Annotated in this window: 23 protein-coding genes and 4 tRNA genes; 19 read left to right on the top strand and 8 right to left on the bottom strand. The window is 61.1% G+C overall.

Annotated elements, in window-relative coordinates; genetic code table 11:
* The first annotated feature begins 67 nt into the window (after nucleotides 1-67).
* The 4 genes from FKG95_RS03600 to FKG95_RS03615 all read left to right on the top strand — a co-directional run bounded on the left by FKG95_RS03600 (nucleotide 68) and on the right by FKG95_RS03615 (nucleotide 4,883).
* On the top strand, nucleotides 68-3,289 hold the full coding sequence (locus FKG95_RS03600; protein ID WP_142894920.1) for an intermembrane phospholipid transport protein YdbH family protein: 3,222 nt from the start codon (nucleotides 68-70) through the stop codon (nucleotides 3,287-3,289).
* Between the two features lie 181 nt (nucleotides 3,290-3,470).
* Nucleotides 3,471-3,695, top strand: a complete 225-nt coding sequence (locus FKG95_RS03605; protein WP_246116670.1) for a YnbE family lipoprotein — start codon at nucleotides 3,471-3,473, stop codon at nucleotides 3,693-3,695.
* Nucleotides 3,695-4,153 carry a YdbL family probable chaperone protein gene (locus FKG95_RS03610; protein WP_142894921.1) on the top strand — a complete coding sequence of 153 codons (459 nt, stop codon included), beginning with the start codon at nucleotides 3,695-3,697 and terminating at the stop codon, nucleotides 4,151-4,153. Before FKG95_RS03605 ends, FKG95_RS03610 begins: the two co-directional genes overlap by 1 nt.
* Nucleotides 4,154-4,343: 190 nt before the next feature.
* Entirely contained in the window at nucleotides 4,344-4,883 is a 540-nt protein-coding gene (locus FKG95_RS03615) for a TetR/AcrR family transcriptional regulator (RefSeq protein ID WP_142894922.1), read from the top strand.
* A gap of 8 nt (nucleotides 4,884-4,891) precedes the next feature.
* Here FKG95_RS03615 and FKG95_RS03620 read toward each other — a convergent pair whose 3' ends face one another.
* Nucleotides 4,892-5,989 (bottom strand): DNA alkylation repair protein, encoded by a 1,098-nt coding sequence (locus FKG95_RS03620; RefSeq protein WP_142894923.1) that lies wholly within the window; start codon nucleotides 5,987-5,989, stop codon nucleotides 4,892-4,894.
* Nucleotides 5,990-5,997: 8 nt separating this feature from the next.
* Complete coding sequence (locus FKG95_RS03625) at nucleotides 5,998-6,309, bottom strand: hypothetical protein (protein WP_142894924.1); 312 nt, start codon at nucleotides 6,307-6,309, stop codon at nucleotides 5,998-6,000.
* 221 nt (nucleotides 6,310-6,530) lie between these two features.
* On the opposite strand from FKG95_RS03625, the gene FKG95_RS03630 reads away from it, so the two are divergent.
* The 7 genes from FKG95_RS03630 (at nucleotide 6,531) to FKG95_RS03660 (ending at nucleotide 13,250) form a co-directional block, all read left to right on the top strand.
* Nucleotides 6,531-7,214 carry a helix-turn-helix transcriptional regulator gene (locus FKG95_RS03630; RefSeq protein WP_142894925.1) on the top strand — a complete coding sequence of 228 codons (684 nt, stop codon included), beginning with the start codon at nucleotides 6,531-6,533 and terminating at the stop codon, nucleotides 7,212-7,214.
* Nucleotides 7,215-7,276: 62 nt separating this feature from the next.
* Nucleotides 7,277-7,723: a MarR family winged helix-turn-helix transcriptional regulator gene (locus FKG95_RS03635; protein WP_142894926.1), complete on the top strand. Its 447-nt coding sequence runs from the start codon at nucleotides 7,277-7,279 to the stop codon at nucleotides 7,721-7,723.
* A gap of 88 nt (nucleotides 7,724-7,811) precedes the next feature.
* A complete protein-coding gene (locus FKG95_RS03640) occupies nucleotides 7,812-8,558 on the top strand; it encodes a hypothetical protein (protein ID WP_142894927.1) in 747 nt (248 codons plus the stop codon).
* A 167-nt stretch (nucleotides 8,559-8,725) separates the two neighbouring features.
* Entirely contained in the window at nucleotides 8,726-9,286 is a 561-nt protein-coding gene (locus FKG95_RS03645; RefSeq protein WP_142894928.1) for a 2-oxoacid:acceptor oxidoreductase family protein, read from the top strand.
* A gap of 45 nt (nucleotides 9,287-9,331) precedes the next feature.
* Nucleotides 9,332-10,600 carry a pyruvate ferredoxin oxidoreductase gene (locus tag FKG95_RS03650; protein ID WP_142894929.1) on the top strand — a complete coding sequence of 423 codons (1,269 nt, stop codon included), beginning with the start codon at nucleotides 9,332-9,334 and terminating at the stop codon, nucleotides 10,598-10,600.
* Nucleotides 10,597-11,616 carry a thiamine pyrophosphate-dependent enzyme gene (locus FKG95_RS03655; protein WP_142894930.1) on the top strand — a complete coding sequence of 340 codons (1,020 nt, stop codon included), beginning with the start codon at nucleotides 10,597-10,599 and terminating at the stop codon, nucleotides 11,614-11,616. Before FKG95_RS03650 ends, FKG95_RS03655 begins: the two co-directional genes overlap by 4 nt.
* Complete coding sequence (locus tag FKG95_RS03660; protein WP_142894931.1) at nucleotides 11,613-13,250, top strand: NAD(P)-binding protein; 1,638 nt, start codon at nucleotides 11,613-11,615, stop codon at nucleotides 13,248-13,250. Before FKG95_RS03655 ends, FKG95_RS03660 begins: the two co-directional genes overlap by 4 nt.
* 50 nt (nucleotides 13,251-13,300) lie before the next feature.
* On the opposite strand, the gene FKG95_RS03665 is transcribed toward FKG95_RS03660, so the two are convergent.
* A tRNA-Thr gene (locus tag FKG95_RS03665) sits at nucleotides 13,301-13,376 on the bottom strand.
* Nucleotides 13,377-13,692: 316 nt separating this feature from the next.
* On the opposite strand from FKG95_RS03665, the gene FKG95_RS03670 reads away from it, so the two are divergent.
* The gene (locus tag FKG95_RS03670; protein ID WP_142894932.1) at nucleotides 13,693-13,872 is read left to right on the top strand and encodes a hypothetical protein; all 180 of its coding nucleotides are present in this window, start codon (nucleotides 13,693-13,695) and stop codon (nucleotides 13,870-13,872) included.
* A gap of 679 nt (nucleotides 13,873-14,551) precedes the next feature.
* Nucleotides 14,552-15,067 carry a PAS domain-containing protein gene (locus FKG95_RS03675; protein WP_179953913.1) on the top strand — a complete coding sequence of 172 codons (516 nt, stop codon included), beginning with the start codon at nucleotides 14,552-14,554 and terminating at the stop codon, nucleotides 15,065-15,067.
* Between the two features lie 98 nt (nucleotides 15,068-15,165).
* Here FKG95_RS03675 and FKG95_RS03680 read toward each other — a convergent pair whose 3' ends face one another.
* From FKG95_RS03680 to aptA, 4 genes are all read right to left on the bottom strand, one after another.
* Nucleotides 15,166-16,548 (bottom strand): aspartate aminotransferase family protein, encoded by a 1,383-nt coding sequence (locus FKG95_RS03680; protein WP_142894934.1) that lies wholly within the window; start codon nucleotides 16,546-16,548, stop codon nucleotides 15,166-15,168.
* Between the two features lie 281 nt (nucleotides 16,549-16,829).
* A complete protein-coding gene (locus FKG95_RS03685) occupies nucleotides 16,830-18,176 on the bottom strand; it encodes a glutamine synthetase family protein (protein ID WP_142894935.1) in 1,347 nt (448 codons plus the stop codon).
* Nucleotides 18,177-18,423: 247 nt separating this feature from the next.
* Complete coding sequence (gene ald, locus FKG95_RS03690; protein ID WP_142894936.1) at nucleotides 18,424-19,542, bottom strand: alanine dehydrogenase; 1,119 nt, start codon at nucleotides 19,540-19,542, stop codon at nucleotides 18,424-18,426.
* Between the two features lie 111 nt (nucleotides 19,543-19,653).
* Complete coding sequence (aptA, locus tag FKG95_RS03695) at nucleotides 19,654-21,006, bottom strand: omega-aminotransferase AptA (protein ID WP_142894937.1); 1,353 nt, start codon at nucleotides 21,004-21,006, stop codon at nucleotides 19,654-19,656.
* 218 nt (nucleotides 21,007-21,224) lie between these two features.
* Between aptA and FKG95_RS03700 the strand changes: the two genes are divergently transcribed.
* Nucleotides 21,225-21,782: a cupin domain-containing protein gene (locus FKG95_RS03700; RefSeq protein WP_246116671.1), complete on the top strand. Its 558-nt coding sequence runs from the start codon at nucleotides 21,225-21,227 to the stop codon at nucleotides 21,780-21,782.
* 25 nt (nucleotides 21,783-21,807) lie between these two features.
* On the opposite strand, the gene rlmB is transcribed toward FKG95_RS03700, so the two are convergent.
* On the bottom strand, nucleotides 21,808-22,722 hold the full coding sequence (rlmB, locus tag FKG95_RS03705; RefSeq protein ID WP_246116672.1) for a 23S rRNA (guanosine(2251)-2'-O)-methyltransferase RlmB: 915 nt from the start codon (nucleotides 22,720-22,722) through the stop codon (nucleotides 21,808-21,810).
* A 164-nt stretch (nucleotides 22,723-22,886) separates the two neighbouring features.
* Here rlmB and FKG95_RS03710 point away from each other — a divergent pair.
* From FKG95_RS03710 to secE, 5 genes are all read left to right on the top strand, one after another.
* Nucleotides 22,887-22,971 (top strand) — tRNA-Tyr (locus tag FKG95_RS03710).
* A 93-nt stretch (nucleotides 22,972-23,064) separates the two neighbouring features.
* A tRNA-Gly gene (locus FKG95_RS03715) sits at nucleotides 23,065-23,138 on the top strand.
* Nucleotides 23,139-23,227: 89 nt separating this feature from the next.
* Nucleotides 23,228-24,418: an elongation factor Tu gene (tuf, locus tag FKG95_RS03720; protein WP_142894939.1), complete on the top strand. Its 1,191-nt coding sequence runs from the start codon at nucleotides 23,228-23,230 to the stop codon at nucleotides 24,416-24,418.
* Nucleotides 24,419-24,586: 168 nt separating this feature from the next.
* Nucleotides 24,587-24,662: transfer RNA gene (locus tag FKG95_RS03725), tRNA-Trp, on the top strand.
* 117 nt (nucleotides 24,663-24,779) lie between these two features.
* Nucleotides 24,780-24,977: a preprotein translocase subunit SecE gene (gene secE, locus FKG95_RS03730; protein WP_142894940.1), complete on the top strand. Its 198-nt coding sequence runs from the start codon at nucleotides 24,780-24,782 to the stop codon at nucleotides 24,975-24,977.
* Nucleotides 24,978-24,980 lie beyond the last annotated feature (3 nt).

Below are 24,980 nucleotides of genomic sequence, written 5' to 3' on the forward strand. Positions count from 1 at the left end.
GTAGACTTGCGCCAAAGGATTGGAAGTCCTCAACCTAGTGCGGCACTGGAGGTCGCGGCGCATTTCTATGCTTGGTAAAATTTTCCGCAGCCGCGTTTGGCTGGCGCTCCTGTTGACTCTCGCGCTGGGCCTGAGCGTTACAATCTTTCTGCGCAAGGATATTGCGGCCTGGGCTCTGACCAGCGGGCTGGAGGTGCGGGGCCTCGAGGTCAGTTCGCTGGCAGTCACCCGGTTGGGGTGGCAGCGCAGTTCTGTCAGGGCGCTGGCGGCTCAGGGGCCCGGGGTGTCGGTCGCGGTCGAGGCCATCGATCTTGACTACCGCCTTTTCGACCTCTTATCCGGCGCTTTGCCGGCGGTGTCGCTCTCCGGCGCGGACCTCTCTCTCGATCTCGACTCACCCTTGCTGAAAGGCCGCGGTGCGGATGCGGGGAGCGCGCCCGCAGAGTCTGAGTCTCCTTCAGAGTCTAAAGTCCCGGCGCAAGAGGCTGCCCCTCTGCAGGCTTTGCCGGAACTGCCTGACGTCACGATCGCCGATTCGCGCATCCGTCTGATCACGCCGATCGGACCGCTTGAAGTCGCGTTAGAGGGAGCGCTCTCGCAGATGGCGGACGGGGGTGTGCAAGGCAGCCTCAGTCTTGACGCCCAGGGCGGGCAGGGCCAGAGCAAGGCCACGGCTGAATTCGCCGTCACACCGGATCTCAGCTTACAGGCGGACCTGAAGGTCGAGGAGGGAAGCTTCGATATCGGGGAGTTGATGCTGCGGGGGATGACCGGCCGTTTCGACGTTGCCCTCGATGGTCCCAGCAGAAAGCTCGGGAAGCTCGACGCCCGACTGACTCTTGCGCAGGTGAGCGGCGGACTGTCTCCCTCAGTCGCGCTCGCACCGCTTCGGCTTTCCCTGGAGGGCGGACTCGAGCGGGAAGATGTGGTTTTTACCTTCGCAGCCACCTCTGCGGGATCTTCTGACACTGCGCTCCAGACGGCGATCCAAGGCCGCATCACACCGGGTCCCGAGGCCGTAACCCTAACTGTTTCCAGCAGTCTCAAAAGTCCCGCAAGCCTGCCGCTCTTTTCAAAGTTTCATCTGCCGTTGCCAAAAGCCGGCCAGATCGCGGGAAAGGCCGGGGTGAAGGCCGTTCTGCCACCCCTCGCTGAACTGCAGGCGTTGAAGCTGTGGTCGCAGCCGCTCCAGCGCTGGCTGCAGGCGCTTATTTCCATGGAGACCGATTTCGCCCTGCGGAGCGATGACCTTTGGCACCCGGATTATCTGGAGGGATTGACACTGGATATTGCCGGGCGGGCGGCCTTGGACGATCGAGGTTTTGCCCTCAACCTGACGACGCCCGTTTCAGCCGAGCTCTCTGCGCTCTCCGAAGAGCTTCTGAAGCAAGTCTCTTTGCCCGAGGATCTCCAGAACTGGGCGACTGGACCGCTCAAGTTGACCCTGGGCGCTGTCGAGGGTGAGCCCGTGCTGCGTGCCGCCCGTGCCGATGTTTTGACCGGACCCTATTCCACCGCCGCCGTGGTTGATCTCTCCGCGCCTGGTTTCTCCGTCTCGGCGACCTCAAACGGAGAACTGCTGCCCGGGAAGGCTGATTGGGCTTTGAGCGGGCCGATCGCCCTGGAGGCGCGAAAAATCCCACTGCGCGGTATAAGCGGCGCAAAGGGCCGCTTCGATCTGGATCTTGTGGGCGCCTTCGAGTCGACCAACGCGGGCTCGAGCGTAAGCGGGGATCTCAAGGCGGGGGCAGATGCGCTGGTCAAGGACGATACCAGAATCGCCGGCCTGCGCGTTTCAGCTCCAATACGTGGCGGACTCTCGGCAGAAGCAGTCAGGCTCGTGACGACCGGTCCGGCGGTGGCCAGCGCAAAAGGGCTCTCCACGGCGGTGGTGTCAAGCACCATGCCCTTGAAGCTGGACATTTCCGCGGCGGATATGACAGTCGATCTGATGACGGGATTGCCACGCCCCATAGTGGCTGCGCAGCTCGCGCCCGGTGCTTTCGTGTTGGGAGCTGCGGAAGAAGCCGTTCCCCTAGAGACAGAGGTGCTGGACCTGGAGGTCTCGCCGGCGACCGGTGCCAGCGGCAGGCTTCTGCTCAAGCTCGATACTGCCGGCATGTCTCTACCCGATTATGACCTGCGCGCTGCTGACATCGCGCTTCGGGCGGAGGTCTCGCCCGAAACCGGCGAAGCCGAGGGGCGCTTTACCGGTCTGCGGCTTGAGGATACGGCGGCGGCGCGGCGCTTCGATGACGTGTTTCTGGACGGCGACTTTCGGCAAGATCAGGCGGGGCGTCTTGATTTCAACATGAGCGGCAGGAGTTTTCAGGACGCGATCACCTTTGAGGCGAAGGGCAAATCGGTTCCCGGGCAGGGTCTGGCGGAGGTCACCTTGCCACCCCACGATTTTGCCCGGACCCCGCTCAGCCTGGAGGGCCTCTCCTGGATCTCAGACGCGCTGGTCGAGGAAGGGACCATGTCGGGAAGCCTAAGTGTCGAGATGTCACCGCAAGGCCCGGTGGGTTTCGCCAAACTCTCGAGCGAGGGCCTGAGCGGGACCGCACTCGGTTTTCCCTTCGCGGATCTCTCTCTGATCATGGATCTTGATGGGCTATGGCCGCCACGGACGGCGCGCCCGATCGAAATCGCGCTGGAGCGGTTCAATCCTGGCCTGCCGATCAGCGATTTGCAGGTCAAAGCCGCTTTGCCCGCCGCAGAGGCTTTCCGCCTGGATCTTAACACCGCGGCCTTCAGTCTGCTCGGGGCCCGTATCTCGGTTGACGGTGCCCGTCTGGCGCTCCTGGAAGGAACCGCGGATCTGCCGATCCGTATCACCGGCCTGGATCTGGCGGAAGTCCTTAAGGCGGCGGATCTGGCCGATGTGGATATCTCCGGGCGGCTTGCGGGTGACCTGCCGGTCAGCTTAGATGACGGCGTCGTCACCCTCCGGCAGAGCAAGCTGACCGCGACTGAGCCCGGCGTACTGCGGGTACGCTCCGAGGAGGTTGCCTCTCTGCTGACAGGCTACGGAGATGAAGTGAATTCCATGCTGCGCGCACTGGAGGACTTTTACTATGACGACCTGTCCCTGACCCTGGAAAAGACCGCCGATGACGATCTCATGCTCCTGCTCTCGATTCTCGGTAAGAACCCGGCGGTGCTGGATGGGCAGTCCTTTCGGGTCAATCTCAATCTGGAGAGCAATATCGGCCAGATTCTCGACACTCTGGGCGAAGGCCTGGAGATCTCCAAAGACCTGCTGTCGGGGCGCTATTCCCTACAGTAAACTCGCGGTGTTTTGTTGATAGGGCGTTCAGGTCCTGTTCATATAGGCCGGGTTATATGCGTTATAGGCTTGGAGCTTGTGGCCGCCTGAGCGTACACTCTCCGCAAAATCGTAACCGGTAAAAGGTGATACTTCCTTGTCCCACGCTTTGACTTCCGCTTTCGGCCCCGAAAGCGCGCCCGTGACCGGAAATCTTAGCAAACGGCGGGGTTTGCCCATTGCTTTCCGGTTCCTGGCCTTTACAGCGGCTTGTGGTTTGATCGCGGCCTGTCAGCCGACTGTCCGGGTCGAGGCACCGAAGGAGCCCATCACCATCAACCTGAATGTCAAACTCGACGCAGAAGTGCGCCTGAAGCTGGAAGAGCAGGCCCGCGAGGAAGTCGAAGCCAATCCGGAGATTTTCTGATGCGCAGCAGCGATAAGACCACGGTCTCCAGACCCGGCGGGAGAGGCGCGCCCTGCGACAGCCTGCCGGACAGCCCCTCATCGAGAACAACTGGTCAACAGCATATGACAGATAAGACTCTGACCGGCCGCCGTGCCTTCCTTTCCCTTCTTACGGCTCTTGCCCTGCTCACCGCGGGCGGCATGGGGCACTCCGCCTATGCGGCTTCGCTTGATGATCTTCGCAAGCAGGGCGCGGTTGGCGAGCGCTTTGACGGCCTGGCGGTCGCCCGTCAGGGAAGCGCCAAGGATGTGGTCAAGGACGTCAACGCGAAGCGGAGCAAAATCTATCAGCGCGAGGCGAAAAAGACCGGCGCGGACGTGACCGCAGTCGGAACGATCTTTGCCAAACAGATCATGAAGAAGGCGCCCAAGGGTACCTGGTTCCTGAATGCGGATGGCGATTGGGTGCAAAAATAGCAGCAGTTGTTATCTATTTCCGATGCCGTAACCTGAAGCATGAGTCCGGTCGTAAAGCACGATAGCGTGTTGGATGCGTCAGGTCTGCTGTGCGTTCAATCTATCTATGGATACATGCAAGACTCTTGCAATTTGGCTGCTGGAATGCCTATCTAATAGTAGATAAGCGACTGTACAAAATGGTGACGACGTGAGTGATACCATTGAAAAACTGATGGATGCGGCCGAGAGCGGCATCCGGCTGCGCGGCTATCACGCGGTCAGCTTCCGCGACCTCGCGGAAGAACTGGGCATTAAGAGTTCCAGCGTCCACTATTATTTCCGCCAAAAGGAAGACCTGGGCATTGCACTGGTCGAGCGCTATGCCGAGCGCTTTTTTGCGACGCTCGACGCCAAAACCAAAAAGGCAAAAACTCCTGAGGACCGGATACGCGTGTTTGCGCGAGTTTATCGCGATGCCCTCACAGGGTCCGACAGGATCTGCCTCTGCGGGATGCTGGGGGCGGAAAGCTGCGGCCTGCCGCCTGAGCTGTCGGAGGCTGCCGCCGGTTTTCTTCAGGCGAACATCGATTGGGTGGCCGAGTCTCTGTCCGGTACCATGAAGCCCAAGGCCCGCAAGAAGCGCGCGGCCCATGTCGTAGCGACCCTGCAGGGAGCCATGATTCTGGCCAGCAGCCTCAAGGACTACGGGCTCTACGACCATGCGGTGCAGGATCTGCTGGCGGCGTGAATCTTAAGCTAGAGAGAAAGCGTGAAGTAGGAGCGTGCGACCGCTTGACCGTTGACGATGACTTCAACGTGGTGCAGGCCGGGGTAATAGCGCCGTGTTGTTATCGGCCGGATAGCGTGTTTCTTGGCGAGTCTCGTCTGGCCGCCTGATTCGAGCGACAGGCTCTTCCATTTGAAAACCTTGGGTGAGCGCGTGCCGTCTGCCTTCACGTGGTGAACCGCATAGTCGATCATCAAATCCTGACTCGCGGTGGCGTCCGATTCCAGGGTCAGCTCAAAAAGCAGGTTCTCGCCGAGTGTAAGCGTCGGTGTATGGAGTGCGAGCTCCGCCGAGAGTTTCTTCGGCGCAGTGAAACCGAAAACCTCGAGCGCGCCCTGATGCCCCTGTTTCAGGAGTGTCCGGCAGGCATGGCGGATGAGGCGCTTCCGGCTCTCGGAGGCGTCCTTCATCCATTGCGCGGCGATGCGCGCGACCAGATCGGGATGGTCTTTGGCGATATCGTTGAGATTGTTGGCGACCGAACGGCGCACGTAGTTTTCAGGATCGTCGCGCAGTCTGGCGAGGATAGGCAGGATCGGAGCCGGGTCCTTCATCAGGGCCGGCAGGCGCATTGCCCAGGGCAGCCGCGGGCGGCATCCCTCCGAAGCCAGGCGGCGGACGTGATGGTTGCTGTTTTCGCTCCAGCGCCGCATCTGCGCCAGGGCACGAGGCTGATCTTGCAGAAGAAAATAACGGATTCCAAACTCCGAACTAAAGAGCACGGTGATCTTCTCCAGAAGATCCATCGCCGTTTCGAAGTGCCGCTGTCCGGCGCGGCCCACATAATCGTTGAGCGGCAGGATCGCCCAGCCTGAGAGGCCGGTCTTATCGCCGTCGGGCAGGCTGGCGCGCAGAATGGCGGCCGCCTCCGCGAAGTCATCCGGCAGGTGATGCTCCAGGGCAGCGACAATCTGGTTCGAGCGTTCTTTCAGTTCCAGCTTATCAAGTTCGTGGGCGGCCTCGGCGACAAAGGCTTCACGCGGAAACCGCGGCCAGGCTTTCGAGAGATGGCTTGCCATCTCGTCGACCAACGCGGCAGAGATAAAATTTTTAAAGGGTTCGGGCATCGTTGACCTTATGCATCGACTGATGACAGCAGTTTGCCGGAGGTGAAATGGGCGAGAAGTTTGAAATCCGAAATCTGTGCAAAGATCTCGGCGAACGCCGGGTCTGATTTGACCTTTTCGCCGGCGGCTTTGGCGCTTTCGTAGTCGTCCCACTCGATCAGATCCGCCATCAGGTTGAGCGGTTCCAGTCCGTTGAGGGGACGGTAAGCCCGAAATCCCGGATAGGACTTTGTCGCTTCCATGGCTTTGCGGCGTGCCGTGATAGCGCTTTCCCGGTTGGTCACCTGGTAGACGACGATTTCGTAGACGCTGCTGCTCATTCTCGATTTCCTTTTTGGGGCATGACGCCGGTGACGGGCGTCAGGGGTGAATGCGACTGTTAAACCACAACCCTACTGACAACCTTATGGCCATTGCAGTATGAGAGACTGTTGCCGATCCTGATCGAGGCCTTGATCGTCACCGCGCTGATCGTCAAGGCCCTGATTGTCGCGGCCCGATCTGCCGCGGGCGGGATCGGAGCCAAGAAGGAAAACAAGCCATGAGACCCGCCGAGCGTCTGTTCCGAATTATCCAGATTTTGCGTGCAAGCGGCCGCGTTATGACCGCGGCTGATATCGCGGAGCGTCTGGAAGTCTCGCCCCGGACCGTCTATCGGGATCTTGGGCATCTGATGGCATCCGGCGCGCCGATCGACGGTGAACGCGGCGTGGGTTATCTGCTGCGCGAGGCCTTCGATGCGCCGCCGCTCACCTTTACCTTCGAACAGCTGGAGGCGCTGGCGTTTGGGGCAAAAGCCGTCCAGGTGCTGGCCGGCGAAGACCTGGGCATCGCGGCGCGCGAGGCACTGGCCAAGATCGAGATGTCGATTCCCCCGGAGCACGCACGCCGCTTGAAGACGGCACCGCTTTTTGCCATGCGGGGGGCAAAACAACCGGCACCGCCCAAACTGCTCGGCCCCCTTCGCCGGGCGATCTCCGAGCGGCGCAGGCTGCAGATTCTCTATCGAAGCCTGGCTGATCAGGAGAGCGAGAGACTGATCCGCCCGCTCGGCCTGACCAATTTCGGTCCGGTCTGGTTGCTGACCACCTGGTGCGAGCTCCGGCAGGATTTCCGGGATTTCCGGGTCGACCGGATCCAGAGATATGAGGTTCAGGCCGGACGATTTGAGGCGGAGCCGGACAAATCGTTCGAGAGTTACATCGCAAGATACACGGATTGCTGAGGCGCAATTTCCTCGCAGCGGGAGCTTGACGAATGTGAAGATAAGTGTATATACACATAACTATGAAATCCAAACCTCACTCTGTCACGGAACTCGCCGACTGCACCTGCGCCAACCTGCGCAAGGCGGCAAGGATCGTCACTCAGGCCTACGACTTTGCCTTGCAGCCGAGCGGGCTCAAGTCGACGCAGTTCATCCTCTTGGCCAATCTTGTCGAGCAGGGGGACATGCCGCTCACCCAGCTTGCGGAGGCGCTGGTCATGGACCGCACGACCCTGACCCGAAATCTCAAGCCGCTGTTGCGGCAGGGCCTGATCCGGATTGAGCAGGAAGAGGATCTGCGGGTCCGGAAAGTCAGTCTGACAGGGGATGGGCTGCGGAGCGTCGAGGACGCGCGGCCCCTTTGGGAGGAAATTCAAGCTCGGATCGGTGAGCGTTTGGGCGATGACCGCTGGTCCGGCTTGATCGATGATCTTGGCGCCACGGTCGAGGCTTTTCAGGAGAGTTGATTTTTTTTGAGTCACTATGTGCATATACACCTAAAAATAACACCGGTCTCGTTCCCTGAGGTTCGAGCCCGATGCCGGAGACATAAAGATGCAACTTTCGATGACACCCTTTTTGTTGGCTATCGAACTGGGGTTCTGTTTCTTCCTGACGTGGCATGGCCATCGCCGAGAGCCCGGGATCGGCTCGCTGCGTCCGGCGTACGTCTTCTTTGTTTGGTTGTCGCTCTACGCTGTCACGACGTCTTTGCTCGGCTATCACGGCTGGTATCTGCGCGAGGAGGTTTTGCGCCTGCTGCCGGGCTTCTGGCTTCAGCTGGTCACGGTTGCCGCAGCCGTCATACCTGTTCTTGTCTCAAGCGCGCTGCGCCAGGACCTGCGGCAGATTGTCGACGCCACTCCATGGCAGTGGTTTGCCTGGTTCCATGCTTTGCGGATTGCCGCCCTCGGCACGGCGGTCAAGACTATGACAGGTGAGTTCCCACTCTACTTTGAAGTCTTTGTCGGCATTCCGGATCTCTTGTTCGGCATCAGCGCGCTTTGGATTGCGGTTCTGGCCGGACGCGGCGGGATCAGCCGGCGCGGCTTCCTGCTTTGGAACCTGGTCGGGGTGCTGGTTATCGTCCCGTCTGCGCCGATCCTGCTGCAGCTCGGCCTTCCAGGACCGTTCCATGTTTTCACGGATCTGCCGGATGCCCGCGCGGTTTACAGCTACCCCATGTCCATCGCGCCCATGATCGGCGTGCCGCTCTTCGTGCTGGTCAACCTCTGCGTCGCCTGGCGTCTCTGGGAACGGGGGCGTTCAGAAAGGAGAGCAGCGTTGTCTCGGCCAACGTGAAGACCGGGTCAACATCTTCACCTCGTTACATAAGGATCTCGCTTTCCCGCCCGGCTTTATCACGTTTGATCGATATCAAGGTTTCATCTTCCCTGTCCGGGTAACTTGACCGCATTGCAGCGTGGCGTCTGCAAAGGACGCGCAACAAAAACAATGCGGGGCAGGGAATGTTTCAGGTTCGAATTCACGGCCGCGGCGGCCAGGGTGTTGTGACGGCGGCGGAGATGCTGTCGATTGCCGCATTTCTGGAAGGTAAACACGCCCAGGCCTTTCCCAGCTTCGGGTCGGAGCGCATGGGCGCGCCGGTGGTGTCTTACTGCCGCATCGACGATAGAGAGATCCGTGCGCGCGAGCCGATCCTCGCGCCGGATGCCTTGATCATCCAGGATCCGACCCTGTTGCAGTCCGTCGATGTGTTTCAGGGTCTCAATCCCGAAGGTTTTATCCTGATCAACTCGCGCCGCTCCTTCGAGGATCTGGGGATCGCGGAGTTCGTGTCCGGATTTCCGGCTCATCATGTCTGCGATGTCGGGGCCACGGAACTGGCCGTCAAGCACGTTGGCCGGCCGGTCCCCAACGCGGCATTGCTCGGGGGTTTTGCCGCCATCTCCGGCCAGATCCACATGGAGTCCGTTGAGAAGGCGATCGAACAGAAGTTTCCGGGAACGATCGGCGCTGCCAACGTGGCCGCCGCACGCGAAGCTTTCGAGCTGGCCCAGGCTGCATGAAAACAAGGTCGGCATGAAACAGGGTCTGCATAAGGGAGAATTTCTATGCTGAAGCAGGTTGAAGGATCGGTCGCCGTTGCCGAGGCGGTCGCCCTCTGCCGGCCCGAAGTGGTCTGCGCCTATCCCATCACGCCGCAGACCCACATCGTCGAGGGTGTCGGCGCGCTGGTGAAATCCGGCGCACTTGAAAACTGCGAATTCATCAATGTGGAATCCGAATTCGCGGCGCTTTCGGTTGCCATCGGCGCTTCGGCGGCGGGTGCGCGGGCCTATACCGCGACGGCCAGCCAGGGCATCCTCTTCATGGCGGAGGCGGTCTATAACGCCGCTGGCCTGGGCCTGCCCATCGTCATGACGGTCGGCAACCGCGCCATCGGGGCGCCCATCAACATCTGGAACGACCATACGGATGCCATGTCCGTGAAAGACGCAGGCTGGATCCAGCTCTTTGCCGAGACCAATCAGGAGGCCGTGGATCTGCATATTCAGGCCTTCCGGCTGGCGGAGGAACTGAGCTGTCCGGTGATGGTCTGCATGGACGGCTTTATCCTGACCCATGCCTATGAGCGGGTCGATGTTCCATCCCAGGAGGAAGTGGACGCCTTCCTACCGCCCTACGATCCGGTTCAGGTGCTCGATCCGGCGGATCCCTATTCCATTGGGGCCATGGTGGGGCCCGATGCCTTCACGGAGGTGCGCTATCTCGCCCATGACAAGCAGCTTCAGGCCCTGCAGCTGATCCCCGAGATCGCCTCGGTGTTCAAGGATGTCTTTGGCCGGGAATCCGGCGGGCTGCTCCATCCCTATCGCACGGAGGGTGCCGAGACGGTCGTGGTTGCTCTGGGCTCGGTCAACGGCACCATCAAGGAGGTCGTCGATGCCATGCGCGAGGACGGGGCCGCGGTCGGGTCGGTCAGCATATGTTCGTTCCGGCCCTTCCCTCTGGCGGAGCTGAAAGCCGCGCTGGCGGGCGCCAGGAACATCGTGGTGGTGGAAAAGAGCCTCGCGCCGGGCCTCGGCGGTGTCGTTGCTTCCAATGTCCGCATGGCGATGCAGGAGACACCGCGTCCCGTCCATACCGTGATCGCGGGGCTCGGCGGGCGCCCCATCACCACCGCCTCACTCCGCAGGGTCGTGACCGAAGCGGCTTCGGGCACCTTGCCGGACGTGCATTTCCTCGACCTCGACGAGGCTGTCGTCGCACAGGAAATCGCGCGCGCCAAGAAAACCCGGCGCTCGGGTCCGGCCGCGGAGAATATCCTGAAGCACCTTGCGTCAGCGAAACCCACCGATACTGCGGGAGCCCTGCCATGACCGAAGAAAGCGCGCTGCAACGGGTCAAGTTCTACCAGACCGGCACCCATACTGTCGGGAACCGCCTGATGGACGATGCCGCCCGCAGCGTCCAGGCCTCGATGAACCGTTCGAACGCCATCACGTCGGGGCACCGCGCCTGTCAGGGCTGCGGGGAAGCGCTGGGCGCGCGCTATGCACTGGACTCCGCCATGCGGGCCGCCGAGGGGCAACTGGTCGCGGTGAACGCGACGGGATGCCTCGAGGTCTTTACCACGCCTTATCCCGAAACCTCCTGGCAGATTCCCTGGCTGCATTCGCTCTTCGGCAATGCGCCCGCCGTCGCCACCGGCGTGGCCGCGGCCATGCGGCGCAAAGGGCGCGACAAGGTGAAGGTCGTGGCCCAGGGCGGCGACGGCGGCACCACCGACATCGGCTTCGGCTGTCTCTCCGGCATGTTCGAGCGGAACGACGACGTGCTCTACATCTGCTACGACAACGAAGCCTATATGAATACCGGCGTGCAGCGCTCGTCGGCCACGCCGCCGGCTGCGCGCACAGCCACCACGCCGGCCCTCGGCGACGCGCCGGGGAATGTGTTCGGTACGGGCAAGAACATGCCGCTGATCGCCATGGCCCACAACATTCCCTACGTGGCGACGGCGAGCGTTGCCGACCTCCACGATCTTGAGGCCAAGGTCACCCGGGCCATGTCCGTTTCAGGGTCGCGCTACATCCACATCATGGTGCCATGCCCGCTCGGCTGGGGCTCCGCGCCCTGCGACACGATCCGCATCGCGCGGCTGGCGGTGGCCTGCGGCCTCTTCCCGCTCTTCGAGGCCGAACACGGCGAGGTGGTGCGGACCAGCAAGATCCGCCGCCCCGTGCCGGTGGAGGATTACCTCCGGCCACAGCGCCGTTTCGCGCACCTCTTCAAGAAGGGCCATGAAGATAAGGAGCGGATTGCCGCCCTCCAGCGCATGGCGGACAGCAACATCAGCCGCTTTGGCTTGTTCGCTGAAGGAGGCGAGTCATGAGCAAGGAACTGCCTTTCGCCATTACGCTGGACCCGGGTACCAGCTTGGCCAACGAGACCGGCTCCTGGCGCACGGAAAAGCCGGTTTATGTCGACCGGCTGCCGCCTTGCAACAATGCCTGCCCTGCAGGTGAGAACATTCAGGCCTGGCTGTTCCATGCGGAGGAAGGCGATTACGAACAGGCCTGGCAGGTGCTAATGGCGGACAATCCACTGCCCGGTGTCATGGGCCGTGTCTGCTATCACCCTTGCGAAACCGCCTGTAATCGCGCGCAGCTGGATGAGGCCGTCGGCATCCACGCGATCGAGCGCTTCCTCGGCCGCCGGGCCTGGGAGCAGAAGTGGAAGCCGAGGTTCGACGCCGAGCCCTCCGGCAAGCGGGTGCTGGTGGTTGGCGCCGGGCCCAGCGGTCTCTCCGCCGCCTACCACCTGACCCGGCTCGGCCATACGGTTACGATCCGCGAGGCCGGTCCCATGGCGGGCGGCATGATGCGCTTCGGCATTCCCAAATACCGCCTGCCGCGGGACGTTCTGGACTATGAAATCCAGCGCATCCTCGATATGGGGGTGACGCTCGAGCTGAACACCAAAGTCGAGGACATCGAGGCCGCCTTTACCTCCGAGGGTTTCGACGCGGTCTTTGTGGCGGTCGGCGCGCACTTGGCCAAACGGATCAACATCCCCGGCTACGCGGCAGGGAAAATTCTCGATGCCGTCTCGGTGCTGCGCGACATCGAAACCGGGGCGGAACCGCCGCAGCTGGGCCGGCGCGTCGTGGTCTACGGCGGCGGCAACACGGCGATGGATGTGGCGCGGACGGCGAAGCGCCTGGGCGTCGAGGAATCCATGATCGTCTACCGGCGCTCCCGAAAGGAGATGCCCGCCCACGACTTTGAGGCCACCGAGGCCGAAGAAGAGGGCGTAATGATCCACTGGCTACGCACGATCAAGCAGATCGACGAGACGGGGTTCCAGGTCGAGAAAATGGCCATCGACGAACATGGCCGCCCGCAGCCGACCGGCGAGTTCGAGACCATCGAAGCGGACACGCTGATCCTGGCACTGGGCCAGGATGTCGACACCTCTTTTCTGGGCGAAGTCCCCGGTGTTGAAATCGCCAGGGACGGCGTGGTCGAAGTCGACGGCCATATGATGACCGGTCGCGCGGGTCTCTTCGCCGGGGGCGATATGGTGCCCGCGGAACGCACCGTGACCGTCGCCGTCGGCCACGGCAAGAAAGCCGCCCGCAATATCGATGCCTGGCTCAGTGGCGGAAAGTACCGGCCCGGCGAGAAGCACGAGCTCGCGGCCTTCGACAAGCTCAATACCTGGTACTACACCGATGCGCCGCAAACCCAGCAGCCCCAGCTGGAACTGGTCCGCAGGCAATCCGGCTTCGACGAAGTCCTGCAGGGCCTGACCGAAGACAATGCGCTCTATGAGGCCAGACGCTGCCTGTCCTGCGGCAACTGCTTCGAATGCGATAATTGCTACGGAATCTGTCCAGACAACGCGGTCACGAAGCTGGGGCCGGGCAAGCGCTTCGCGTTCAATTACGACTACTGCAAAGGCTGCGGCATGTGCGCCGCCGAGTGCCCCTGCGGCGCGATCACCATGGTGCCGGAGGCGGTTTGAGGATTGCCGTTGGCACGGAGGTTTTCGCGAGCGTGTTGTGATTCGTGAGATGGTGCCCCATGACAGACTCGAACTGCCAACCCCCTGATTACAAATCAGGTGCTCTACCAGTTGAGCTAATGGGGCTCAGGGTGTGGCGGCGGTGCTGCGCGCCATCAGGTAGGTTGGGCGGAAAATAGTGCTTTCGGGGCGCGAGGGCAACCAGTCAATTTTCTGGCACAGATTTCTGTGGCCCGCTTGCGCTAAACCGCTGAAAGAATTCCAGGAATCCGTGTTTCGAGGCTGGTCTGGGCTGTGGGGTTCTCCACCGGCGTTAACCTTTTGCGAGCATATGTCACAAGATTGCGCCTACTTTGCCCCCGGTTTGACGCAACAGGTTAATGCCGGCCGCAGATATCTTCGGCTTTGGATCGAGTGCAGTGCCAAGCCGGAAGGAACCCTGATGGGGCAGATTGATCACGGATACGATATTTCGACCGTTGCCCGCCTTATGTTGCCCAGCGAAGTGGAGCGCAATTCGATCGACGTGCTTGACGTTCTGGATTGCGATCCGGAGCGTATGGAGCCGATCTTCTCGGTAAACGACCCCTCCAGCTATCAGTCGGCGATGCCGGAGCGCTGACGGCCCGAATTCGTTCCAACGCGGACCCGTTCCCGGCCGGCGCGGCGCCAGCCCGGCCGCGGTGTTCCTGGGATTTTATCGCGGCTAACCTGTGCAATGAGATACGGCCGCGGGGTGACAGCATCGAGACCCTTTTCCGCCGTCTGACCGGCAAGCGCGCCCACCGAATTCAGCTCAATGCGAAAACCGCCCCCTCCGCTGCTGCACGGCAAACATTGCGGATGCGTCTGAAGACGGCGACGCTTTGAGTTTCAGGGTCGATAGCCCCTGTGACGAGGCGCACTGCTTGTGCATGAATTTGCGGCGCCGATTCGGGTATCGGGCCTGCCTCTGTGACCGGAGCGGCATACCCGTCCATTTTCTAGCGCAAATTGTGTGCCCGCCGTATGTCTGTCGGAATCTTCTCCACTAACTCTGTTGGCCGGAAAAGACGCGCTAAACATTTCAAATACATTGGAAAAACCCGTTGATCCAGCGCTCTTGGGCGGAATCCGGGCACCGGGATGCTGCGATCTCTACTTGTCTATGCTATTTATATTTGTATATAGACGTTAGCTCTGCAAGTTAAGGGATGTGTTGATGTTTCCGCTGTCGCGCCGGAGGAAAAGCTATTTCTGATTCCGCGTCTTGGGATCTCGCCGATCAGATCGCCAAAGAGAACTTCTCACAGCTGAACCAATTGCATATCGACAACGGGGTTTCGCCCCCAAAGGTTGTGTGGCAGCCGCGCGGGCGTGATCTCCAACACGAGCAGCTCCAGTTTCTGTTGGCTTACTGGAAAAACCTGAGCGACGGAGACGGCCGAGTCGCGGCAGATGAGATCGACCCCCTGAACATGTGGCCCGCACTCGGCTTTGTCATACTGGTGGATGTTGTGGAGGGCGGTGAAGACTTCCGGGTCCGGGTCTACGGTTCTGCGATTGCCCAGTCGGTCGACGTGGATGTTACCGGCAAGCTGATATCCGAGACACCCTGGCAGGGTGTCGTCATGGATTTCTTTTATGCCGTCTACCGGGCCGTCCTGATTCGTCCCGAACCGCTCTACACCGAACACGAGCCGCCCGCCGACGTGGGCGTTAAGTTATGGCACCGCCTGATGCTGCCCCTCGGGGGCGCTGACGGTAAGATCTGCCGTGTCCTGGTCGGCAATGTGCCCGGTGAGTGGCGAAAGCCGGTCAAGGACGGCGAGGACTAAGGCTCAGGTCACGGGACCTCCCGACACGGCCACACGCCGACAGACTATGTCGTGCCCAGAGACCAGATGACACCCAGAGACCAGATGATACCCAGAGGCTACATCACGCCGAGATCTTTGGCGGTCATATCCAAAGACAGGCGCGCGCGCTTGAACAGCTCATCGATCTCCGGCTTCGACATGATCAGCGGCGGCGAGACCACAAGGGTATCGCCCACCGCCCGCATGATCAGACCGTTGCCGGTCGCATAGTCCTTGCAGAGCGCGCCGGTGGTGCCGACATCGGCGAAACGCGCGCGCGTCGCCTTGTCCTTCGCCAGTTCGATGGCGCCCAGGAAGCCGACCCCTCTGACTTCGCCGACCAGCGGATGATCCGCCAGTTCATTCAGCTTTGCCTGCAGGTAGGGACCGGTCTTGCTGCGCACCTTCTCGACGATGTTCTCTTCTTCCATCAGCCGGATGTTCGCCAGAGCCACCGCACAGCAGACCGGATGTCCGGAATAGGTGAAGCCGTGATAGAACTCGCCGCCGTCTTCGATCAGGGTGCCGGCGACACGCTCGCCGACCATGACGGCGGAAAGTGGCAGGTATCCCGAGGAAATACCCTTGGCGAGCGGCATGATGTCCGGCGAAATGCCGAAGGTCTCGCAGCCGAACCAGTTGCCGGTGCGCCCGAAGCCGCAGATCACTTCATCGGCGATCAAGAGGATGTCGTACTTCCGGCAGATTTCCTGGACCTTCGGCCAGTAACTCTCGGGTGGAATGATGACGCCGCCGGCGCCCTGGACCGGTTCCCCGATGAAGGCGGCGACATTCTGCGCACCGAGAATCAGGATCCTGTTTTCCAGTGCTTCGGCGGCCTTGAGGCCGAGCTCGTCCGGTGTCAGATCGCCGCCCAGATCGAACCAGTAGGGCTGCATGACGTGCTCGAAGCCGGGCAGGGGGAGATCGGCCTGGCCATGCATGGCCGCCATGCCGCCAAGGCTTGCCGCCGCCATGGTGCTGCCATGGTAGGCGTTATTGCGGCTGATGAAGATTTTCTTGGTCGGTTTCCGGGCCAGGTTCCAGAAGTGGCGCACCATGCGCACGATGGTGTCGTTGGCATCGGAGCCCGAGGAACCGTAGAACACATGGTTCAGGCCGTCGGGGGTGATCTTGGCCAGCTTCTCCGAGAGCTCCACCGACGGGGGTGTCGCGGTTTTGAAGAAGGTGTTGTAATAGGGCAGTTCCAGCATCTGGTCGTAGGCCGCCAGTGCCAGTTCCTTGCGGCCGTAACCCATATTGACGCACCAGAGGCCGGCCATGCCATCCAGGATCCGGTTGCCTTCGGAGTCGGTGAGCCAGACACCCTCGGCCTTGGTGATAATGCGGCTGCCCCCCTCGTTGGCCAGGCCTTTGGTGTCGGTGAAGGGATGCAGATGGTGCTTGGCGTCGGCCTCGCGCCACCAGGCGGTTTCATTGCGGGAAAGTTGGGTGCTCATAATCTCGGTTCCTCGATCTGCAGTCTTTGAACGCGGCGTCGGTAGGACGCGCGGATAAGGCTCTGGCGCCAGGCGGTGCGAGCCGTCGTTCAGGCGGTCAAGGATTGAAGCCGATACGCGCACAGAGGATCAGGAGTTCGGCCAGACGTGACGGCAGCCCGCGGCTGGCGCGGGGCAGGTCATCGCTCACATCGTGCTTTACAGGCCGCATTGGCTTCTCACAGTGGTGTCGCAGGAGCAGGATCCCTGAAGCTGAGCCGTTTCGTCAAGCTGGATCAGGGTCAAACATTCAGAAGCAGATGCTCGCGTTCCCAGGAGGAGATGACCTTCTGATAAGCCAGCAACTCGGTTTCCTTTACGATCGTGACCGCATCGATGAATTTTTCCCCCAGAACGGGCTTGATCGCCCGGGTGCCGTTAAAGCGGGTGAGCGCGTCATAGAGGGTCCGCGGCAGGGTATGGGCGAGGCGGTACGCGCTGCCCTCTACCGGGGAGCGGGGTTTGAGCTTCTGGGTCATGCCCAGGTATCCGCAGGCAAGCGAGGCGGCGATCGCCAGATAGGGGTTGGCGTCCGCGCCGGCCAGGCGGTTTTCCACCCGGCGGCCGAAGGGGTCCGAATGGGGTACGCGCAGGCCGACGGTGCGATTGTCGTAGGCCCAGTGTGTATTGATCGGCGCATCTGAATCCGGAATCAGACGGCGGTAGCTGTTCACGTTGGGTGCCAGCAGCGGCATCATGGCCGGCAGGTGTTTTTGCAGGCCCGCGATATGCTGGTGAAAGAGCTTGGTGTCCTTGCCGTTCTTCTGCGCGAAGAGGTTCTTGCCGGTTTCGCTGCTCAGCAGGCTCTGATGAATGTGCATGGAACTGCCGGGCTCGTCCTGCATGGGTTTCGCCATGAAGGTCGCATAAACCGAATGCCGCAGACCGGCCTCGCGCACCGTGCGTTTGAAGAGAAAGGCCTGATCCGCCAGCGCCATCGGTTCGCCGTGATTGAAGTTCATCTCCATCTGGGCGGCCCCGGCTTCGTGGGTGAGCGTGTCGACATCCAGATTCTGGGCTTCGCAGTAGTCGTAGACATCCTCGAAGAGGGGATCGAATTCGTTGACCGCGTCCACCCCGAAGGCTTGACGCGACGTTTCCCGCCGGCCCGAGCGTCCGATCGGCGGTTCCAGGGGGTAGTCCGGGTCGGTGTTGACGTCGACCAGGAAAAACTCCAGCTCCGGCGCGATAACCGGCGTCCAGCCTTTTTCTTCGTAGAGAGCCAGGATGCGGCGCAAAAGATGACGGGCCGCGATGTCCACGGGACTGCCGTCCATAAAGAAGGCATCGCAGATCACCTGAGCCGTCGGCTCGCTGTACCAGGGCACGACCCGGATGGTGCTGGGATCGGGCAGGAGATAAACGTCCTGGACCGCCGGGCTGATCACTGAGTCCTCGTTATCCGGGTAACGGCCGTTCACGGTCTGAACGAACACGCCCTCGGGAATCCGCAGGCCGTTGTTGCGCATGCCCTGCACGAATTTGGCCGCCGGCAGGATCTTTCCGCGTGCGATCCCGGCCATATCGGGCACCAGGCATTCGACCTCTTCAATTTCGTATTCTTTCAGAAAAGCTTCGATCGAATCCATGCTGGAACTCTTGGGCTGATGACGTTCTGCGCAGTTTTGTTTGTGGCGCCGCGACGGCGGCGGCGGGCCGGATGAAAAGCCCCGGTCTGATGACCGAACTGAGGGTTAGACTGCTTAACTATGGCTAACAAATCGCTAACACGGACACCCGGCGGCTGCAACCACACCTCGGACGGGCAAGAAAAAACGCCGGACCTCAATGGCCCGGCGTCTCGATGAAACCGCAATCCCTTTTCCGATCTGCCTGCTAGAGTCCAAGTGCCTCTTGCGGGGCGACGTAGGTCATGCCGTGCGCGTCGGCGACGGCTTTATAGGTGACCTTGCCCATGGCAACGTTCAGGCCTTCCATCAGATGCGGGTCTTCCGCAAGGGCGCGTTTGTATCCTTTATCGGCCAGAGCCAGCGTAAAGGGCAGGGTGGCGTTATTCAGGGCGAAGGTCGAGGTCCGGGCAACGGCGCCGGGCATGTTGGTCACGCAATAGTGGACCACATCCTCTTCCACGTAGGTCGGGTTGTCGTGCGTCGTTCCGCGCGAGGTCTCGAAGCAACCGCCCTGGTCGATCGCAATGTCGACAACCACCGAGCCCGGGCGCATGTTTTTCAGCATGTCGCGCGTGACCAGTTTGGGGGCGGCAGCACCGGGCACCAGCACCGCACCGATCACCAGGTCCGCACCCGCGACATGGCTTTCGATCGCATCCACGGTCGAATAGATGGTGTTCAGCGTCGGGCCGAACTGCATATCAAGCTCGTTGAGGCGCTGGAGGGAGCGGTCAATGACGGTGACCGCCGCTTCCATGCCCATGGCCATGCGGGCTGCATTGGTACCCGAGACGCCGCCGCCGATGATCACGACCTTCGAGGCTGCAACGCCGGGCACGCCCCCCAGCAGCATGCCCGAGCCACCCTGTTCCTTCTCCAGGCAGTGGGCGCCGACCTGCACCGACATACGTCCGGCGACTTCGCTCATGGGGGTCAGCAGCGGCAGGCCGCCGCGGGCCGAGGTGACGGTCTCGTAGGCGACCGCGACACAGCCGGAGTCCATAAGGCCCCTGGTCTGCGCTTCGTCCGGTGCAAGGTGCAAATAGGTGAACAGCAACTGTCCTTCGCGCAGCTGGGCGTACTCGCCGGGCTGCGGCTCCTTGACCTTCACCACCATCTCGACGCTGTCGAAAATCTCCTGCGCGGTTCCGGCTATGCTTGCGCCCGCGTTGCGGTAGTCATCGTCACTAAAGCCGACGCCGCTTCCGGCAGCCGTCTCGACGACGACCTTATGTCCGTGATGAATAAGCTCGCGGACCGAGCTGGGAATGAGGCCGACACGGTATTCGTGATTTTTGACCTCTTTCGGCACACCAATGAGCACGGGGTTCTCCTTAGAAACTCAAATAAAAAGCAAAGCGGATCGCCGGTTCGCGGATTTATCCGGTCTTGGCGACCCGGAGGTTGGGTTCGTGACAGCTATTCTTGCCGCCGATCAGTCAGTCGCCTCGAGAGCTTCTTTGATGGTCTCGAAAATCTGATCGATCTGTTCTTTTGTGACGATCAAGGGCGGCGAAACGGCCAGAGTGTCGCCGGCGATCCGGATCAGCAGGCCTTTCTCGAAGCAGTGCCGGTAGACATCGTACGCCCGCTTTGTCGGGGCGCCGGGGCGCGGCTCCAGCTCGATGGCCGCGACAAGCCCCAGATTGCGGATGTCGATGATGTGCTTACTGCCCTTGAGCGCGTGGGCCGTGTTCTCGAGATAGGGAGAGAGCTCCCTGGCGCGTTCGAACAGACCTTCTTCGCGGTAGACTTCCAGGGTTGCCAAAGCGGCCGCCGCAGCGACCGGGTGACCCGAATAGGTATAGCCGTGGAAGAGCTCGATGGTGGCGCCCGTCTCTTCGCCGTAGTCCATCATGGTTTCGTAGATACCCTTGCGGCAGATCACCGCGCCCATGGGGATCGTGCCGTTGGTCAGGCCCTTGGCGCAGGTGATCATATCGGGTTCGACGCCAAAGTACTCGGTGGCGAAGCTGTCGCCGAGACGGCCGAAGCCGGTGATGACCTCATCGTAAATCAGCAGAATGCCGTGCTTGTCGCAGATCGCGCGCAGCTTCTCGAGGTAACCCTTTGGCGGTGGCAGCACACCGGTGGAGCCGGCCATGGGTTCGACGATCACGGCGGCGATTGTCGCCGGATCATGCAGGGCGCAGATCCGCTCCAGATCCTCCGCGAGGTGTGCGCCCCACTCCGGCAGGCCACGGCTGTAGGCCTGCTCGGCATGACTGTAGGTATGTGGCAGGTGATCGACGCCGTTGAGCAAAGATCCAAAGAAATTCCGGTTCTTGACGATTCCGCCGACCGAGATCCCACCGAAGCCGGAGCCGTGATAGCCGCGTTCCCGGCCGATCAGGCGGGTCCGCTCGCCCTGGCCGCGCGCCCGGTGATAGGCCAGGGCCATCTTGAGGGCGGAATCGGCGGCTTCCGAGCCGGAGTTACAGAAGAAGACGTGATCGAATTCGCCGCTCAGCATATTGGTCAGGCGCGAGGCCAGCTCGAAGGCAAGGGGATGGCCGAACTGGAAGGTCGGCGCGAAATCGAGTTTGGCGACCTGTTCCTGAACGGCTTTAACGATCCGCTCGCGCGAATGACCGGCGTTCACGCACCAGAGACCCGCAGAACCATCGAGGATCTGGCGGCCGTCCAGCGAGGTATAGTGCATGTCTTTCGCGGCCGTGAGCAGAAGCGGGTTTTTTTTGAACTCCCGGTTCCAGGTATATGGCATCCAAAAGGATTCGAGATTGTTCGGAGACGCATCGAAGCCTCCGGAGGAATTCAGTCCGTCCATCACGACACCCCTGCGATTACGGCACCTTAGTCTGTGCCGGCGTTTTCATTGAATTGCTTGGTTGGAGATTATCAATGATTAAGAAAGTAAACAACCGCCTTGTTTTTAGGCATTTTAGGCCGTATTTTGCGTTTAAATGTTAAATATAATAGACATATAAGCATATGGCCGATAACGACGATTCAGAGAAAATTCTCAATAAAATCAATGGGGAAGGGGTGGCTGACGATGACTTCGACCTGGGGCAGCGTCTGCGGTCTCTGCGGGAGCTCCATAATCTCTCGCAACGGCAACTGGCGAAGCGGGCGGGTGTGTCAAATGCGGTCATTTCGCTGATTGAGCAAAACCGCACCAGTCCTTCGGTCGGAATGTTGAAGAAGGTGCTGGGGGGGATTCCCATGTCGATGACCGACTTCTTCGCGCTGGATGTGGCGCCGCGGGAGAAGGTGTTCTTCAAGTCCGATGAATTGACCGAAATCGCCGGGGGAAAGATCTCCTTCCGGCAAGTGGGCCGGGACCTGACCGGCAAAGCGCTGCAGATCCTGCGCGAGCGCTACCAGCCCGGCGCCGACACAGGCGATACGATGCTGCGCCATGACGGAGAGGAGTCGGGCATCGTCATCCGCGGGCGCTTCGAGGTTACGGTCGGCGAGCAGCGCCGGATACTGGGCCCGGGCGACGCCTTCTACTTCGACAGCCGCATTCCGCACCGCTTCAGGAATGTCGGTGAGGAGGAGGTCGAGGTCGTCACCGCCTGCACACCGCCCAGCTTCTGAAAAGCTGTCGAAACCGGACCCACCTCTATTTCAGCAGCTCGTAGAGAGCGACGGCGGCGGCGTTGGACACGTTCAGGGCGGAGATCGGCTCCCGGGTCGGCAGATGCACCAGTTCGTCGCAGGTTTCACGGGTCAGGCGGCGCAGGCCGCTGCCCTCGGCCCCGAGCACCAGGGCCACCGGGCCGTCGCTTTTGGCATCCGCGAGGGTCCGTTTTCCCTCGCCCGCGAGGCCAAGCGACCAGTAACCCGCCGTTTTGAGGCTCTCCAGAGCCCGCGCCAGATTGGTCACGGCGATGTAAGGGGTGTGGTCGAAGGCGCCGGATGCCGTCTTGACCAGAACCCCGCTCTCCGCGGCGGCATTGCGGCCGGTGGTGACCACCGCCTGGGCGCCGAAGGCTGCCGCGGAGCGCAGAATTGCACCGACATTCTGGGGATCGGTGACCTGATCGAGAACCAGTACGACAGGGCGTCTGGCAGTTTCCGGCAAGGGCGCGGCCAGCAGGTCCTCCAGGTGCGGTTGGGTCAGGGGCGCGCATTGCAGCGCCAGTCCCTGGTGCACCGCCGAGTCGGGCAGGGCGCTCATGAAGTCTTCGCGGTTGGCCTGATGGGCGGGTGGGGCGCCGGGCAGGGCCAGCAGCTTATCCAGAGCTTCGCCATGTCGCTGGCCGGCTTCCTTGCTAACAAGCAGACGTTCCTTGCGCCGTTTCGGATTCGCCAGAGCCGCCAGGACGGCATGGACGCCGAAGAGCCAGTGTGCCCGGTGGGCTGGGCCCGAGGGGCCTTTGGCGGAACCTCCCGGCCTTGCCGCCGGACCTGGACCGTTTCCTTCGGTTTTTGGGCGTTTCGGGCTGCCGGCATTGCTGCGCTGGCGCGAGTGGCTGCGGTCCATCCCCTTGGCGGTGGATTTTCGGCGGTTTTTCGGGTGCTTGCTTTGGGTCATAATGGCGGGTAATATGGCATCAAGAGCCTCAGGTTCTGCAAGCGTTGCCTTCAGCCAAAATAATCTTTTGGCTGCGAGGGGCGCTGTCTTTATGTTTGAAGTTGACAGGCCCGATTAAATCAACATATTTCGCATCTTCGTTGCGCCGTCGAACGGGATCCTCTGGAGGGGTGCCCGAGTGGCTAAAGGGGACGGGCTGTAAACCCGTTGGCTATGCCTACGTTGGTTCGAATCCAACCCCCTCCACCAAATCGCCGTTTCGGCAGGCTGAGCGGACGTTTCGGATAAGGTTAACCGCCTTGCCGGAAATCTGCCGAAAGCGGGAGTGCAGCGGACGAAATTGCGGGTGTAGCTCAATGGTAGAGCCCCAGCCTTCCAAGCTGGTTACGAGGGTTCGATTCCCTCCACCCGCTCCAGGTTTTACGGAGCTCCCCGGATCGCTGTGGTCTGAGGAAATTGTAACATACTCTAGCTAGTGCGCTGACGCGAGCACGGGAACAAAACAATGGCTAAGGAAAAGTTTGAGCGGAATAAGCCGCACTGCAACGTTGGTACGATTGGTCACGTTGACCATGGCAAGACGACGTTGACGGCAGCGATTACGAAGGTTTTGGCTGAGAGCGGCGGTGCGGAGTTTTCCGCGTACGACCAGATTGACAAGGCGCCTGAAGAGAAGGCGCGCGGGATCACGATTTCGACGGCACACGTTGAGTATGAGACGGATAACCGTCACTACGCGCACGTTGACTGTCCCGGTCACGCCGACTACGTGAAGAACATGATCACGGGTGCGGCGCAGATGGACGGCGCGATCCTTGTTGTTTCCGCTGCCGACGGTCCGATGCCTCAGACCCGCGAGCACATTCTGCTTGCGCGTCAGGTTGGCGTTCCCGCGATTGTGATCTTCATGAACAAGGTCGACCAGGTTGACGACGAAGAGCTTCTTGAGCTTGTCGAGCTTGAGATCCGCGAGCTTCTGTCTTCGTACGATTTCCCGGGCGACGATATTCCGATCATCAAGGGGTCTGCTCTTGCGGCTCTTGAAGACGGCGACGCCGCGATCGGTAAAGACGCGATCCTGGAGCTGATGGCTGCTGTCGACAGCTACATCCCGCAGCCTGACCGTCCAGTTGACCGTCCGTTCCTGATGCCGATCGAGGATGTTTTCTCGATTTCGGGCCGTGGTACGGTTGTTACGGGCCGTGTTGAGAGCGGTATCGTGAAGGTCGGCGACGAGATCGAGATTGTGGGTCTGAAGGAGACGAAGAAGACGACCTGCACGGGCGTTGAGATGTTCCGCAAGCTTCTGGACTCTGGCGAGGCGGGCGACAACATCGGCGCGCTTCTGCGTGGTGTCGGTCGTGAAGACGTTGAGCGTGGTCAGGTTCTTGCGAAGCCGGGTTCGATTACGCCGCACACGAATTTCAAGGCCGAAGCCTACATCCTGACGAAGGAAGAGGGCGGCCGTCATACGCCGTTTTTCACGAACTACCGTCCGCAGTTTTACTTCCGTACGACGGACGTGACGGGTGTTGTGACGCTTCCTGAAGGCACGGAGATGGTGATGCCTGGCGACAACATCGCGATGACGGTCGAGCTGATCGCGCCGATCGCGATGGACGAAGGCCTGCGTTTCGCGATCCGCGAAGGCGGCCGCACCGTCGGTGCAGGCGTCGTCGCAGGCATCGTTAAGTAAAACCGGATCATTCGGGGTGCGCGTCTCGCTGAGACGACGCGCTCCGGATCAGCTCCTCAGCCGCGTGCGATTTAGGTCGCAGGCGGCTCTGGCGTTTGAAAGCTTCGATCTCCGGATTGAGGGTAAAATCGCTGAAAACCGGGTTTTCGCGGGTTTCAGCGAGGCGATAGGAGAGTAGCTCAATTGGCAGAGCACCGGTCTCCAAAACCGGGGGTTGTGGGTTCGAGTCCCTCCTCTCCTGCCAATATAGGTTCCTTCGCCGGGAACGGGGCTTTTGCCGCAAGAGCTGCGGCATATATATGATTTAAATGTTTTCGTTGTGTTCGGCGGAAACCGTGTGGAATAAGGACGTAGTCGCAGAATGGCCAAGACCAGTCCGGGTCAATTCATTCGGGAAGTACGGCAGGAAACCTCCAAGGTGACCTGGCCGACGCGCAAAGAGACAATCGTGTCCACCATCATGGTGTTCGTGATGGTGTTCCTTGCTGCGCTCTTCTTCTTTTTCGTCGACCAGATTCTTGCTTTCGGGATCGGCCAGATCCTCGGGTTCGGGAGCTAAGTC

The sequence above is a fragment of the Denitrobaculum tricleocarpae genome, assembly GCF_007004665.1.
In the GTDB taxonomy this organism is placed as follows: domain Bacteria; phylum Pseudomonadota; class Alphaproteobacteria; order Kiloniellales; family Kiloniellaceae; genus Denitrobaculum; species Denitrobaculum tricleocarpae.